The organism is Mucilaginibacter phyllosphaerae, from assembly GCF_004378255.1.
Taxonomy (GTDB): domain Bacteria; phylum Bacteroidota; class Bacteroidia; order Sphingobacteriales; family Sphingobacteriaceae; genus Mucilaginibacter; species Mucilaginibacter phyllosphaerae.
Window position 1 is genome coordinate 920812 of the sequence record NZ_SNQG01000001.1, and the last position, 13313, is coordinate 934124.

At 45.5% G+C, this 13313-nt stretch carries 14 protein-coding genes; 9 read left to right on the forward strand and 5 right to left on the reverse strand.

The genetic code is table 11. The features are described from left to right. The first annotated feature begins 12 nt into the window (after positions 1-12). The 3 genes from yiaK (at position 13) to E2R65_RS03975 (ending at position 1903) form a co-directional block, all read left to right on the forward strand. The gene (gene yiaK, locus E2R65_RS03965; RefSeq protein WP_134335167.1) at positions 13-993 is read left to right on the forward strand and encodes a 3-dehydro-L-gulonate 2-dehydrogenase; all 981 of its coding nucleotides are present in this window, start codon (positions 13-15) and stop codon (positions 991-993) included. A 53-nt stretch (positions 994-1046) separates the two neighbouring features. Continuing rightward, the gene (locus E2R65_RS03970) at positions 1047-1403 is read left to right on the forward strand and encodes a helix-turn-helix domain-containing protein (RefSeq protein ID WP_134335168.1); all 357 of its coding nucleotides are present in this window, start codon (positions 1047-1049) and stop codon (positions 1401-1403) included. Between the two features lie 125 nt (positions 1404-1528). Beyond that, a complete protein-coding gene (locus E2R65_RS03975; RefSeq protein WP_134335169.1) occupies positions 1529-1903 on the forward strand; it encodes a VOC family protein in 375 nt (124 codons plus the stop codon). Between the two features lie 47 nt (positions 1904-1950). On the opposite strand, the gene E2R65_RS03980 is transcribed toward E2R65_RS03975, so the two are convergent. Both E2R65_RS03980 and panB read right to left on the reverse strand, forming a co-directional pair. Then, positions 1951-2673 carry an RluA family pseudouridine synthase gene (locus E2R65_RS03980; protein ID WP_134335170.1) on the reverse strand — a complete coding sequence of 241 codons (723 nt, stop codon included), beginning with the start codon at positions 2671-2673 and terminating at the stop codon, positions 1951-1953. A gap of 89 nt (positions 2674-2762) precedes the next feature. Further along, positions 2763-3578: a 3-methyl-2-oxobutanoate hydroxymethyltransferase gene (gene panB, locus E2R65_RS03985; protein ID WP_134335171.1), complete on the reverse strand. Its 816-nt coding sequence runs from the start codon at positions 3576-3578 to the stop codon at positions 2763-2765. Positions 3579-3869: 291 nt separating this feature from the next. Between panB and carA the strand changes: the two genes are divergently transcribed. Both carA and E2R65_RS03995 read left to right on the forward strand, forming a co-directional pair. Beyond that, positions 3870-4973 (forward strand): glutamine-hydrolyzing carbamoyl-phosphate synthase small subunit, encoded by a 1104-nt coding sequence (carA, locus tag E2R65_RS03990; RefSeq protein ID WP_134335172.1) that lies wholly within the window; start codon positions 3870-3872, stop codon positions 4971-4973. A gap of 249 nt (positions 4974-5222) precedes the next feature. Continuing rightward, positions 5223-5879 carry a tetratricopeptide repeat protein gene (locus E2R65_RS03995; protein ID WP_134335173.1) on the forward strand — a complete coding sequence of 219 codons (657 nt, stop codon included), beginning with the start codon at positions 5223-5225 and terminating at the stop codon, positions 5877-5879. Between the two features lie 73 nt (positions 5880-5952). Here E2R65_RS03995 and E2R65_RS04000 read toward each other — a convergent pair whose 3' ends face one another. Further along, entirely contained in the window at positions 5953-6492 is a 540-nt protein-coding gene (locus E2R65_RS04000; protein ID WP_134335174.1) for a hypothetical protein, read from the reverse strand. A 64-nt stretch (positions 6493-6556) separates the two neighbouring features. Here E2R65_RS04000 and lspA point away from each other — a divergent pair, with 64 nt between their 5' ends. The 3 genes from lspA to E2R65_RS04015 all read left to right on the forward strand — a co-directional run bounded on the left by lspA (position 6557) and on the right by E2R65_RS04015 (position 9423). Continuing rightward, positions 6557-7084 carry a signal peptidase II gene (gene lspA / locus E2R65_RS04005; RefSeq protein WP_134335175.1) on the forward strand — a complete coding sequence of 176 codons (528 nt, stop codon included), beginning with the start codon at positions 6557-6559 and terminating at the stop codon, positions 7082-7084. A gap of 475 nt (positions 7085-7559) precedes the next feature. Next, positions 7560-8915, forward strand: coding sequence for a DEAD/DEAH box helicase (locus tag E2R65_RS04010; protein ID WP_134335176.1), 1356 nt, complete (start codon positions 7560-7562; stop codon positions 8913-8915). Between the two features lie 211 nt (positions 8916-9126). Next, positions 9127-9423 carry an FtsB family cell division protein gene (locus E2R65_RS04015; protein WP_134335177.1) on the forward strand — a complete coding sequence of 99 codons (297 nt, stop codon included), beginning with the start codon at positions 9127-9129 and terminating at the stop codon, positions 9421-9423. Positions 9424-9493: 70 nt separating this feature from the next. Here the strand turns inward: E2R65_RS04015 and E2R65_RS04020 are convergent, their stop codons facing one another. Next, positions 9494-11266, reverse strand: a complete 1773-nt coding sequence (locus E2R65_RS04020) for a DUF885 domain-containing protein (RefSeq protein ID WP_229704694.1) — start codon at positions 11264-11266, stop codon at positions 9494-9496. 94 nt (positions 11267-11360) lie between these two features. Here E2R65_RS04020 and E2R65_RS04025 point away from each other — a divergent pair, with 94 nt between their 5' ends. Further along, entirely contained in the window at positions 11361-11837 is a 477-nt protein-coding gene (locus E2R65_RS04025; RefSeq protein ID WP_134335178.1) for a DinB family protein, read from the forward strand. Between the two features lie 101 nt (positions 11838-11938). Here the strand turns inward: E2R65_RS04025 and E2R65_RS04030 are convergent, their stop codons facing one another. Further along, positions 11939-13222, reverse strand: a complete 1284-nt coding sequence (locus E2R65_RS04030) for an alpha/beta fold hydrolase (RefSeq protein WP_134335179.1) — start codon at positions 13220-13222, stop codon at positions 11939-11941. Positions 13223-13313 lie beyond the last annotated feature (91 nt).

The window sequence follows — 13313 nt, forward strand, 5'->3', positions numbered from 1 at the left end:
AAAGCTAAAGATATGCGCATACCCTACCAGCAGCTCCGTACCGAATTTAAACGGGTACTTACCCAACTCCATATAAATGATGAAACTGCCGAGGCCTGCGCCGCCACCTTTGCCGATAACAGCCGTGATGGGGTGTACAGCCATGGCCTTAACCGTTTCCCCACCTTTGTGGCATATATTAAAGAAGGCTTGATAATGCCCCATGCTGTGCCCACGCAGGTAAGCGCATTGGGCGCTATAGAGCAATGGGACGGGCACCTGGCCCCCGGCATGCTCAATGCAAAATTTTGCATGAACCGGGCTATTGATCTGGCTAAAGATAACGGCATTGGCTGCGTGGCCATCAAAAACACCAACCACTGGATGCGCGGCGGCACCTATGGCCTGCAGGCCGCCGAAGCCGGTTACATAGGCCTTTGTTTTACCAATACCATTGCCAACCTGCCCCCCTGGGGCGGCACCGAACCGCGCCTGGGCAACAACCCGCTGGTAATTGCCGTGCCGCGTAAAGGCGGGCACGTAGTGCTGGATATGGCCATATCGCAATATGCTTTTGGTAAATTATGGCAGTACGAGGCAGAGGGGAAGCCGCTGCCCGTTCCCGGCGGGTATGACAGTGCGGGCAACCTCAGCACAGATGCAGCCGCTATTGCAGCAAGCAAGCGCGCCCTGCCTATTGGTTTCTGGAAAGGATCGGGCCTTTCGTTGGTGCTCGATATGCTGGCTACCCTGTTAAGCGGGGGCGATTCAACGGCGGTTATTACCCAGGCCGGCAGAAAGGAAAGCGGGGTATCGCAGGTATTTATAGCTATTAAAACAGATCCGGAGAAAAACGAAGCCATGATAAACGAGATCATCAGCTACACCAAAAGCAGCGAAGCCGAAAAAGAGATCCTTTTCCCCGGCGAGAACATGCTGCGCACCCGCAGGCAAAGTATGAATGAAGGGGTTTGGGTAGATGAGGAAGTTTGGGAAAAGGTGAAGGGTTTGTAAAATATCCCAACCCATGCAGAATACGATAAGATTGATGCTACAAAAATTTAATTATGACCATCAAACCAATTAAAGACGAAAAAGATTATCAACAGGCCTTACAGCGGTTAGAACTGATATTTGATGCCGCCTATGGCTCGGAACACGGAGATGAGCTGGAGATATTAGGTATCCTGATTGAAAAATACGAAAACGAACATTTCCCGATATCGTTTCCCGACCCGATAGAAGCTATCAAATTCCGAATGGAACAAATGGGCTATAACCAAAGTGACCTGGCCAAAGTTATAGGCTTAAAAAGCCGGGCAAGCGAAATTTTGAATAAAAAAAGAAAGTTATCATTAGAAATGATCAGGCTACTGCACGATAACATGAAAATACCCACCGATGTATTAGTGCAGGCGTATTAAAAATAACAGCTATTATGCCGGGCTGTTATAACAGCTGTTTTAAACCCTGATTTGTTTTTATCCTAAAATAGATGGAAATTGCTTTACAAGATCACGCTTATTAAATCAATTACACTTACATCATTATGAAAAAAGTAACCGGCCTGGGCGGCGTTTTTTTTAAATGCGATGACCCGCAGCGCATGAACGATTGGTACACCAAAAACCTGGGGCTGGCCGCCGGCGAATACGGCGCCACATTTGAATGGCGGCAGGCTGATGACCCATCGAAAACCGGGTCTACCTCCTGGTGTACGTTTCCGCAGGATACGGGTTATTTTAACCCCTCGCCCAAGCCTTTTATGATCAACTACCGGGTAGAAAACCTGGTTATGCTGGTAGATGAACTAAAAAAAGATAACGTAACCGTTGTGGATGAGATCGCAGAATACGATTACGGCAAATTTGTACACGTGCTTGACCCTGAAGGCAACATCATTGAACTTTGGGAACCCAAATAACACGGCAGATGAATGGCGTTGGTATTATTAGCTTATGCTTAAAAATACTATGCTATCAGCCCCTCAAACTTCTCCCAAAAACCATCTTTGGGCAGCGGCGCCACAATCAGTATAGGTTCGTTTTTTACAGGGTGCATAAACTGCAGCCGGCGGGCATGCAGGCAAATACTTTTGCGCAGGCTGCCGCGCGGGTAGCCGTATTTATTATCGCCAACAATGGGGCAACCCAGGGTAGATAGCTGCACCCTTATCTGGTGGGGCCGGCCGGTTATCGGGTCAACTTCTATCACATAATAGCCATCCTGCTCGCCTGCAAGCTTATAATTCAGTTCAGACCGCTGGCTGCCGGCCACTTCCTTATCGTGCGCTTTGGTAACGTTTTTTTGCGGGTTTTTTATCAGGTAATGCACCAGTGTACCGGCTTCGGGCTGGGGGCGCTTGCGCACAATGGCATAATAGGTTTTATGCATATCGCGCGCCTTAAACATTTTATTGATCCGCTCTAACGCCTTGCTGGTTTTAGCAAACAAAATAACCCCGCTAACGGGCCTGTCCAGCCGGTGCACAACACCTAAAAATGCACCGTTGGGTTTGTTATATTTTTGGGCGATATACCGCTTCACCTTCTCATCTAACGATTCATCGCCCGTATCATCTACCTGCACAATATCGCCCGCGCGCTTATTTACTGCTATCAGGTGGTTATCCTCATACAATATGTCAGCATCGGTAATATCCTTGCTTATATAATTAAATTCCGGTCGCGCCATTCTTTTAGTCGATGGTCCATAGTCAATGGCCCATAGTTGTATGATGTTATATATTGCTATGGTCCATTAACTATAGACCATGTACTTCATTAATATTCTTCCTTCCTGTTCGGGAAGTTTTTTGCCTTTACATCGCCCACATAATTGCTGATGGCATCGTTCATTACATCAAACAGGCCGGCATACTGGCGCAAAAAACGGGGCTTAAAGCCTTTGTTTATCCCCAGCATATCATGTATCACCAAAACCTGGCCATCGCAATGCTGGCCTGCGCCAATACCAATGGTTGGGATGTTAAGCGATTGGCTTACCTCGGCAGCCAGTTTAGCCGGAATTTTTTCTAACACCACCCCAAAACAGCCCAGTTCCTGCAGTTTTAAGGCATCCTCTTTTAGCTTGGCCGCCTCGGCTTCTTCTTTAGCGCGTACGGTATAAGTGCCAAATTTATAGATAGATTGCGGGGTTAGGCCCAGGTGGCCCATTACAGGGATGCCTGCGGTAAGGATCCGGGTTACCGATTCTGCGATCTCTACCCCACCCTCTAACTTAACGCCATGCGCACCGGCTTCTTTCATGATCCGGATAGCCGAGGCCAACGCTTCTTTTGAATTACCCTGATACGAGCCGAAGGGCAGATCGACAATTACCAGCGCCCTTTTTGCGGCACGCACTACCGACGAGGCATGATAGATCATCTGATCGAGCGTGATGGGCAGCGTGGTTTCGTGCCCGGCCATTACATTACTGGCCGAATCGCCCACCAGGATAATATCCATACCTGCATTATCTACAATGGCAGCCATCGAAAAATCGTAGGCTGTAAGCATGGCTATCTTCTCGCCACGGTTCTTCATTTCCTGCAGTATATGCGTGGTTATGCGTTTAACTTCCTTGTTTACCGACATGGTATCTGTTTAGTGTTATACTGCAAAGGTAGGTTTTGATTTTAGAATTACGATTGTAGAATTACGATTTGCTTGTGGCTGCCAAAGCACATTACAAGCTTGTAATGTTTCATAAACGCATCAGGGTGCGGGCTATTTAAACAAATCTAAAATCGTATATCTAAAATCGTAAATATTTTTCTATTTTTGCGGCGTGAATAAAGAGGTATCTTACTTCAGCCTTCCGGTTTGTTTTCACGGAGCTTCGTGCCAGAAAATCCGAATCAATAACCCTTTCAATTTTTTTGCTACATGAATCATTTCACCAAATTGCCTGCTGTTTTATTATTAGCCGACGGAACCGTATTTTATGGTAAGGCCGCCGGGAAAATTGGTACCACCACAGGCGAAATTTGCTTTAACACCGGCATGACCGGCTACCAGGAAATATTTACCGACCCATCTTACTTTGGGCAAATTATGGTGGCTACCAATGCACACATCGGTAATTATGGCATCAACACCGAAGAAGTGGAATCGGGACAGATCCAGATAGCGGGTTTGGTTTGCAAAAACTATAACATTGCCTACAGCCGTAAACAGGCTAATGAATCTATCCAGGATTATTTTCAGGAGCAGAACATCGTGGGCATTTCTGATGTGGATACCCGCCAGTTGGTTCGCCATATACGCGATAAAGGCGCCATGAACGCCATCATCTCTTCAGAGATTTTAGACTTGGATGAACTGAAAGCTAAACTGGCCCAAGCGCCCGATATGGACGGCCTGGAGCTTTCTTCGCAGGTATCAACCAAAGCAACCTACACCTTTGGTGATGAAAATGCTGCCTACCGCGTAGCCGTGCTGGATCTTGGGGTTAAGAAAAACATCCTGCGTAATTTTGACGACCGCGACGTTTACGCCAAAGTTTACCCGGCAAAAACCACCTTTGAGGAGATGGAGCAGGATTTTGCCCCATCAGGATACTTCATCTCTAACGGCCCCGGCGATCCATCGGCCATGCCATACGCTATCGATACTGTTAAAAAGATCCTGGAAACAGATAAACCGCTGTTTGGTATTTGCCTTGGCCACCAATTGCTGGCCCTGGCTAACGATATCCCAACCAAAAAAATGTTTAACGGCCACCGCGGCTTAAACCACCCGGTTAAAAACGTAATCATCAACCACTGCGAGGTAACTTCACAAAACCATGGCTTTGGTGTAGTGCAGGAAGCCGTGCGCGCATCTGATAAAGTAGAGATCACCCACGTAAACCTTAACGACCAGTCGATAGAAGGTATCCGTGTAAAAAATAAGAATGCATTTTCGGTACAATATCACCCGGAATCATCCCCGGGCCCGCATGACAGCCGTTACCTGTTTGATGATTTTATCGGCATGATGAAGAAATAATATCTGCTGTACAGATACGTAGATCAAAATAAACGCCTTTCGAGTTTAGCTTGAAAGGCGTTTATTTTTTGGTCTGAACCGGAGTTTGTGGAATTTAAGAATCGTCAGAACACTTATACTTCGGGGACTTGTTTTAACATGAAAGTAGCTTTTTTCAGAATGATAGGCTTAGGCCAAACTTTAAAAAGTTTTACTGTATTCATAAAATAAGATTTTAATACATTAGCAGCTGAACCTTATGCTTGTTTCATGAAAAAAATCTGGCTGCTGCCCTTTTTACTCATCTTATTTTCGGCATGCGCACAATCGCAGGATTGCCCGGCAGATATCAATAAATTACCGATGTATGGTGGCGTAAAAAAATGCAAAGAGCAAATTGAATACGACAAAGAGTTTCTTGCTGCAGTAGACAAGGCATACAGCCGCCGCGAAGATGCAGCCAAGCACATGGTACAGCGTGGCTGGCAATATCTTTCTGCCCAAAAGTTAGATACTGCAATGATGCGCTTTAACCAGGCCTGGCTATTGGATAGTTTAAACTACCAAATCTACTGGGGATTTGGCAACCTGTTGGGTATGCAAAAAAAGTTTAAGGAATCGTTACCTTTTTTTACCAGATCGATAAAACTTAATCCAAAATATACCCGGCTTTTAAACGATGCATCTGTTAGCTATGGCAATACTTACTTAGCAACAAAAAAGCAGGTGTATTTAGATACAGCAATTATCTTATTGAAAAAAGCTGTTGTAATTGAACCTAAAAATGCAGGCTTATACGCGCAGATAGCCGCGGCCTACTCCTATACACCAAAACAGGATAGTACCCGTAAGTATGCAAAACTCACCTACCGGCTGGACCCAAACGCCGTACCACAACACTTAAAAAGTATTGCCAACAATAAGTAGGTTCGTCTGAAATTGAATTTAAGAACTTGCCGCACATCCTAATATCTATTCTTCATCTGCACATTTAATCACTTTATTTCAAATAGTAAGCGGGCACTTTTAGGGTTGGCTTTTCTACGTCCCAAATGATGCTGCTTACCTTCCAGCCCCGGGGTGTTTTAATCAGCTGGAAACTGTTCACACCACGTTCGGCAATGGTATCCATGGTATTCAGGTAGGTTTTGTAAGTACTGATGCGGTGGGCAATTTTGCCAAACTGCTCGTTTTTGCCATATAGCTCTTCTTCGTAAAAAAGCCGGATATGGTTGGTATTTACAAATTGCTTGTACAGATTTACAAATGCCGGCAAATTGGTAAACCCGGCGGTATCTGCACGAAAGTTGATCATCTGGGTTTGCGGGATAAAGTAGTTTTTTATTTCATCAAAGCGGGGCTGCTCTCCTTTTTTAAAGCTGATGGCGGTGTAGGCGTCATGCACGGCCTGGGTAATGGCTGCATCATCAGGCACGGTGTATGGCGTTGCGGTTTTGGTTTCGGCAGCAACTTTATTTTCGCCGCTTTGGCAGGCCGATAGGGTAAGCAGGCAGCCTAAAGCAATTACTAAATTTTTCATGATCGGGTTGGTTTGTGTTAGGTTAAAGATATTAAATAAGCATAAATCTTATACATTAGCGGCAATGAAATTAAAAGGCACCTACCGTATCGTCATCATCCTGCTTATTGTAATGTTAAACGTGGGCTGCGACCAGGTAACTAAATCAATGATGCGCGCGCACATCAACTTTTATAATCAATACCATTTTTTTAACGACCATGTTACGCTTTTACACGTAGAAAATACCGGCGCTTTTTTAAGCCTGGGCGATAAACTGGTGCAGCCGTTCCGCTTTATTTTACTCACGCTGCTGCCAGTGCTGGCCCTGCTTGGCGCCCTGGCCTATGTAGTATTAAAAAACAATATGAGCAATATGCTTACCATGGGCATCCTGTTTTGCATTGGCGGCGGTATAGGCAACCTGTACGACAGGATAGCCCACGGCTCGGTAACCGATTTTATACACCTTAAATTCGGCGCCCTGCAAACCGGGGTTTTTAACGCTGCCGACGTATCTATCATGACAGGCTTCGGTTTGATACTGCTGGATGGCTGGTTGAGCAGGAAGGCAGATCGGAAAAATGCTGAAACCAGAATAACGAAGGAATAAAACATGAACATTCCTCGTAGAAACGCGATACTTCGCGCCTCCAGCCACATCATTTAACATTCATCATAAAGGCTCGATACTTCCCGTCTCCAGCCACATCATTTAACATTCCTCGTAGAGGCGCGATACTTCGCGCCTCCCCGCCAAAGCATTAACATTCCTCGTAGAGGCGCGATACTTCGCGCCTCCAGCCACATCATTAAACATTCATCATAAAGGCTCGATACTTCCCGCCTCCCGGCCATGCTACACTGCCTAACCAATCATCCCTAAAAAATGCGAAGTATCGTGCCTCTATATACCTCGCCCCATGCCACCGGCCTGTCACTATTTTATCACTTTATAACCCACCCCCATACTTCATTATAAAAAACGTATCTTTGCAGCAATTACCCGTTGATTACGGTTTTGATTTATTAGACACTCTTCAGACCCGCTTAATGCTTCGCGTTAGCACATACATTACAAACATTACATGTCATTCGAAAATTTAAATTTAATTGAGCCTATTTTAAGGGCTTTAAAAACCGAGGGTTATACCAACCCTACCCCCATACAAGAACAAGCAATACCTTACATACTCCAACACCGCGACCTGCTTGGCTGCGCCCAAACCGGTACCGGTAAAACGGCTGCTTTCGCTATCCCTATTTTACAGTTATTGTTTTTAGATAAGCAAAAACATAAAGAGCAGAAACAGATAAAGGCCCTGATACTTACCCCCACCCGCGAACTGGCTATCCAGATCAGCGAAAGCTTTACGGCTTACGGCAAGCACACCGGCCTTAAAAACCTGGTTATATTTGGTGGGGTATCGCAAAACCCGCAGGTGGATGCCCTGCGCCGCGGCGTAGATATCCTGATAGCTACCCCGGGCCGTTTGTTAGACCTGATGAACCAGCGTTACGTACACATCGATCAGATAAAGATGCTGATACTGGACGAGGCCGACCGCATGCTGGATATGGGTTTTGTAAACGATGTTAAAAAGATCATAGCCAAGGTACCGGCCAACAGGCAAACGCTTTTTTTTAGCGCTACCATGCCCAACGAGATCCAGAGCCTGGCCGATTCTATTTTGCAAAAACCGGCACGCGTAGAGGTTGCCCCGGTATCATCTACTGCAGATACCATTCAGCAGGCCCTGTTTTATGTAAGTAAAAATGATAAGCGCCTGTTGCTTAACCACATCTTAAAAGATAAGGATATTAAAACCGCACTGGTATTTACCCGCACCAAGCACGGAGCAGATAAAGTGGTGAAAGACCTGATAAAGGCGGGCATCACCGCCGAGGCCATCCACGGCAATAAATCGCAAAATGCACGCCAGCGGGCCTTAACTAATTTTAAGAACCGTACCACACGTGTACTGATAGCTACCGATATTGCCGCCCGCGGTATTGATATTGATGAGCTTACCCACGTTATTAACTACGAGATCCCTAACATTCCCGAAACCTATGTACACCGTATTGGCCGTACCGGCCGTGCAGGTGCAAGCGGCATAGCCCTTACGTTTTGCGATGGCGAGGAGGAGATAGATTACCTGAAAGATATTCATAAACTAATAGCCAAAGAGATCCCGGTTGAGCTGGGCCATCCCTACCCCCTCAGCTACGAAGCCATGACGGCAAAGATGATGAGCAAAGCCAAAAACGGTACGCCTAAAAGTGCAACGCCGGCAGGCGGCAGGCATGGGGGCGGCAACAAAAGGGCTGGCGCAGGCGGCCGCCCGGCGGGCCATCGTGGTGGCAGCGGCGGCGCAGGCAACAGCCGCGGCGGTGCCAGCGGTATGAGCGGCGCCAGCAGATCATCATCCGGCAGAAGATAGTTTTTTAGTAAAAAAGGCCGGGAATAGCAATGAGGTAAAAACCTGGCTATTCCCGGCCTTTTTTTGGGCGTTTTGGGGTCGAAAAAAAGTGGTTTTGGATCGCTTATTTACCCTGTATTTTTAAGTTTTTTCAAAATCTGCGGCCACTAAATTATATTTGCATCCTTCAAAGAAATTAAATAACTTTAAAGTGAAATTATAACCAGCACAAATGAAACGCCTTATTGATCTTATCAAGAACAAATTCTTCCTGGTTACCCTGGCTTTTGTGATCTGGATGATATTTTTCGATAAGAACGATCTTTTCTCTCAATACGAATACCATCAGCAGCTGAACAAGTTAAAGCAAGAACAGGCCTTTTACCAAACAGAAACGGCCAAAGTGAACAAAGATCTGGAAGAACTCACCTCAGACAAAGCCAAACTGGAAAAGTTTGCCCGCGAAAAGTACCTCATGAAAAAGGATAACGAAGACGTTTTTGTGATTGTACACGAAAAAAAGAAATAAACCGGTATTAAACCGGCTTATTTAGCTTAAATATCGCTTTCATACCCTTATTTCTGCCCCTGAAACTACCTTAATTCTTCGTATCTATCTTAGGTATGCTAAACATGGCCTCTTTAATGAATTTTACCGGGGCGCTGCCATAGCTCAAAAATTTTTCGTTAAATTGTTTTAGCTTATAGTTATTGGCCTGCTTTTTCTTCCACTCATCATGCAGTGAATTTATCTCTTTATAGCCTGTATAATAGCTGGTTAACTGCACGCTGCTTACACTTACACGTTTCCATTTACCATCGGCTTCGGCTTGTTGCTGAAAGGCTTCTTTGGTAAGCATTTTTACGGCTTGTTCCTGGGTCATAGCGCCGGTGTGCACGCTGTAGTCCAGTATGGTATTATACACCGAGCGGAGGTGCCATTTATACCACATCAGGCGCATTTCGGGGGCGTTATCGCCAAAACCTGCATCAATCATTTCCTGTTCGCTAAATACGGCCCAGCCCTCTATCATAGCACCATTGCTTAGTACAGATTTTATTAAACTTGGCGATTGATTGGCATACACCAGTTGCGTGTAATGCCCCGGTATAGCCTCGTGGATGCAAAGGATCTGCAAAATATAGTCGTTATACTCGCGCAGGTAGCTTTCTGCCTTGCTGGCCGGCCAGCCGGCTAAACTCCCTACGTTATAATAGGTATTGCCACCCTTGTCATAAGGCCCCGGCGAACTGACAGAAGCACCGGCAACACCCGCCATATAAGCAGGCTCTTTACGCACTATCAGCGGCTTGGTTGGGTCTAAAGTAACCAGGTCTTTTGCTTTGATAAACGCAGTAAGCTTAGGGATCTCCCGTTCAATAGCCGACTGGAAATCATCAGGCGCAACATGCTTGGCCGATAAGGTATCTATCACCCTGGCAATAAACTCCAGCGAATCTTTAGGTATAGGCTGCGTACCAAAATATTTTGGCCACAGTTTACGGCTAAGTTTTGCCATTTCGCGGTGCAGGTACTTTTTACGTTCAACGGCCGAGTTAAAGGTTTGCTGCGCTGTACCTTCGGCCTGTATATCGTATTTAAACTTGGTTTCGTAAAGCTGCTTGCCCAGCCTAAAACTGCGGGGTTTATCATTCTTCAGCGCTTTTAAATAAGCAGCATATTCCTTAATGGCTGCCGCAGATACCTTGGCCCTGTCCAACATCAGTTTTTGTTCGGCGGCCGGGATATTTGTTTTCTTTAACGAATCGGCAAAATCGCTTTCGATAACGCTTACACCGCCCAGATGCTGCTCGATAGCCAGGCTGGTTAATTCGGCAACCGGGTTTTTAAGTTGCTTTTCGGCCTCTTTATAATATGCCGGTATGTTCTCCATTTTTTGGTAAAAGCTGCGCAGGCGTTTACTTAGCGGTGCATAAGACTCATTTAGTATGGTGGCAAAAGTGCCTATTACGTTATAGGAAGATGGGTCCCACTGGTATTGTTTCAATTGCTCGGTGTTCCATTGCAGGCTTTCCATTTGGTTTTGCATCAAATGATGGTCTATCTTGTTCGCATCGTTCATGGTATTTACCTCGTAACGGTTCAGCGAATCTAATTGCACTTTAGCAAATTTGACGAGTTGCGCCCTGGTCTTATCATTCGGGACAAGCAGCACACTATCGTATTTATGGTAGCCTACGCTGGTAGCCCAGTCGGGATTATTTTTCCACAACTCTTCTAAAAAATGGTCTTCGTACCTGATAAAAGCTGCATCATCTCTCAACGAAACATCCTGCATAGATTGCCCGTCCTTTTTACAAGCGGTAAATGCGCCCACATACAGGGCCATTAATAGTATCTTTTTGATCACTGCGTTAAATTTTGCTTTGGTGCATAAACTTAAAACTTTTGAAGCAAATAAATCAAACCCGGGCCTAATTTGTTAATTACAAAACAGATTAGTTATGGATCATCAACACGATATACTGATAAACGAATTAATAAAGCTGCTGGAAGGCGGCGGTGCGCACGCCACTTTAAAGGATGCACTCAGCGGTTTATCCGCCAACCTGCGCGGCAGTAAGCCCCACAACTTGCCTTACAGCATCTGGCAACTGGCAGAGCATATCCGGATAGCACAGTGGGATATGCTGGAGTTTAGCAAGAACGGCAGCCATCAATCACTAAAATGGCCTGATGATTACTGGCCAAAAGAGGCCGAACCTGCAGATGACGACGCATGGAACAACACTATCGCCCAAATCGATGCCGACAGAAATGAGTTTATCGCCCTTTTAAAAAGTGGTAATATTTATGCCAAAATACCTCACGGCGACGGGCAAAGCATCCTGCGCGAGGCCTTACAGATAGCCGATCATAATGCATATCATATAGCAGAGATCATCCTACTGAGGCGTTTACTGGGCGCGTGGAAAAGTTAGCAGATGTAGCCTCACCTAAATCCTTTTCAAAGCAGAGAACTTGAAAAAAACCTTCAACTATTAGAGCCCTCTCCTTTGGGAGAGGGCAGGGTGAGGCTTTTCTACTTCAGCCCCTTCACAAAATTAGTTATTGCCGTTACCAGTTCGGGTTTCAGCGGCAGATCCGGATCGCTGTAGGTAGCCCGGTTCTTGTCTTTATCAGCCGGGGCTTCCTTTAGTATGTGGTTCATGTTGGGTATAATTACCAGGGTAGCGTCTGATTTTGCTTTTTTCAGCATATCGGCGTCCGTAGTGGGTACCTGTATGTCTGTTGTGCCCTGCAAGATCAATACCGGCACTTTAGCCTTTTTCAGCTCTCTTACCGGCATGTATCTAAACCACGATAATAAATAGGGCTGAATATCAGGCCGGGCTATAGGATAAAGTTTTGGGTCGATATTATCTGTGAATTTGCCTTTTTTCAGGCTGTCCAGCATGGTTTTAAAGTTATCCTGAATATACTTTGGATAAGCCTTCATTTGCTCGGTAACAACAATATCTGCCGAGCGGCCTGCACCGGCAACGGATATAAAAGCATTTGCAGGCTGATCGCGGATGGCTAACATGCCTACCAGCGAGCCCTCGCTGTGGCCCAGTACGATCACCTTCGAAAAACGCTGATCCTCGCTTAATAAATTGATCAGGCCCACAGCGTCATCTACATAATCTTCAAAACGCAATTCTTTCTCTTTGGTAGTAGTTGTGCTTTGGCCCACCATACGCTTATCGTAACGCAGGGTTGCAATGCCGTTTTTGCCCAGTTCGTTAGCCAGCATTTTATAGGTATTGCCGTTTAGGCCCAGTTTGGCGCTGTTACCATTCCTGTCTGTAGGGCCAGACCCGGGGATGATCAATACTACAGGGATCTTACCCGAAGCGTTAACCGGCATGGCTAAAGTGCCCGATATGGTGCCCGAAAATGTTTTGAGCAACACAGGCGATTCCTTTAAGGAAGCATCAAGGGCAATGGTTTTAGCTTCTTCTGCATACGGGCTCAATAATAAGCCGGTAAGCTTATTTTGGTTGTTTAATGATATATTTAACAAAAACACGGCATTATCAAAGGTTGCCTTATAAACTGCCAGCGGTTGGTTATACTTCAAAAAGTCTGCTTTTTTTAATGTGCCCAACTGAGATCGTAGCTGTACGGTTGTCGATTTGAATTTATCCAGCGGCAGGCTGGTTTTCATTTCGGGGCTAAACATATTAAATATGCTATCGGGCTGGTTACCGTTATAAAACCGTACAAACTTGCTTGCTGTAAGTGCGTAATTAGCAGGCAAATCCTGTGCTTTTAACTGTGCGGTAAAAAACAGGGCAAGTATTATAAAATATATCTTCTTCATGTTATAATGATGGCTTTCTTCTTTGGCGAAATTAATAAAATTGCAAGTATTACCTTTAATAAATAGCCGCCGGCAACAATTTTAATATAAA

Coding starts and splice junctions, on each gene's coding strand:
- yiaK (WP_134335167.1), top strand. CDS start 13: ATGCGCATACCCTACCAGCAGCTCCGTACCGAATTTAAACGGGTACTT.
- E2R65_RS03970 (WP_134335168.1), top strand. CDS start 1,047: ATGACCATCAAACCAATTAAAGACGAAAAAGATTATCAACAGGCCTTA.
- E2R65_RS03975 (WP_134335169.1), top strand. CDS start 1,529: ATGAAAAAAGTAACCGGCCTGGGCGGCGTTTTTTTTAAATGCGATGAC.
- E2R65_RS03980 (WP_134335170.1), bottom strand. CDS start 2,673: ATGGCGCGACCGGAATTTAATTATATAAGCAAGGATATTACCGATGCT.
- panB (WP_134335171.1), bottom strand. CDS start 3,578: ATGTCGGTAAACAAGGAAGTTAAACGCATAACCACGCATATACTGCAG.
- carA (WP_134335172.1), top strand. CDS start 3,870: ATGAATCATTTCACCAAATTGCCTGCTGTTTTATTATTAGCCGACGGA.
- E2R65_RS03995 (WP_134335173.1), top strand. CDS start 5,223: ATGAAAAAAATCTGGCTGCTGCCCTTTTTACTCATCTTATTTTCGGCA.
- E2R65_RS04000 (WP_134335174.1), bottom strand. CDS start 6,492: ATGAAAAATTTAGTAATTGCTTTAGGCTGCCTGCTTACCCTATCGGCC.
- lspA (WP_134335175.1), top strand. CDS start 6,557: ATGAAATTAAAAGGCACCTACCGTATCGTCATCATCCTGCTTATTGTA.
- E2R65_RS04010 (WP_134335176.1), top strand. CDS start 7,560: ATGTCATTCGAAAATTTAAATTTAATTGAGCCTATTTTAAGGGCTTTA.
- E2R65_RS04015 (WP_134335177.1), top strand. CDS start 9,127: ATGAAACGCCTTATTGATCTTATCAAGAACAAATTCTTCCTGGTTACC.
- E2R65_RS04025 (WP_134335178.1), top strand. CDS start 11,361: ATGGATCATCAACACGATATACTGATAAACGAATTAATAAAGCTGCTG.
- E2R65_RS04030 (WP_134335179.1), bottom strand. CDS start 13,222: ATGAAGAAGATATATTTTATAATACTTGCCCTGTTTTTTACCGCACAG.